Origin of the sequence: Mycobacterium sp. E3339, assembly GCF_001666915.1 — a bacterium.
Lineage (GTDB): Bacteria > Actinomycetota > Actinomycetes > Mycobacteriales > Mycobacteriaceae > Mycobacterium.
Genome location: NZ_LZIZ01000206.1, coordinates 1 through 547 on the forward strand (window position 1 = coordinate 1; position 547 = coordinate 547).

Here is a 547-nt window from a genome sequence, read left to right on the forward strand (position 1 = left end):
GACGGTCAGCGGCCGTTCGTCGGGGCGCTGACGATGGAGCTGACCACCGAACTCGACGACGACGTCGCCTCGTGGATAGCCGCGGGAACACCGCCGATTTGCTTCGCCAGCGGCAGCATCCCGGTCGAATCCCCCACCGAGATGGTCGAGATGATCAGCACCGCCTGCACCCAATTGGGCGAACGCGCACTGATCTGCGCCGGCGGGTCGGATTTCAGCGAAGTCCCGCACTTCGACCACGTCAAGGTGGTCGGCCCCGTCAATTACGCGGCCGTCTTCCCCGCCTGCCGCGCGGTCGTCCACCATGGCGGATCGGGCACCACGGCCGCCAGCCTGCGCGCCGGAGTTCCGACGTTGATCCTCTGGAGCTCGGCGGATCAGCCCTACTGGGGGGCCCAGGTCAAGCGACTGGAAGTCGGTACGGCCCGGCGCTTCTCGAAGACCACCAGCAAATCCCTGGTGGCAGACCTGCGGCAAACCCTCACCCCGTCCTACGCCACCCGGGCCCGCGAGATCGCCACCCGGATGACCAAGCCCAGCGAAATGG

Annotated in this window: 1 protein-coding gene; it reads left to right on the forward strand. The window is 67.6% G+C overall.

Annotated features, from left to right (window positions below; genetic code table 11):
• Positions 1 to 547, forward strand: a 547-nt coding sequence (locus A5702_RS19090) for a glycosyltransferase (RefSeq protein ID WP_369817939.1), incomplete at both ends; no start/stop codon positions are given.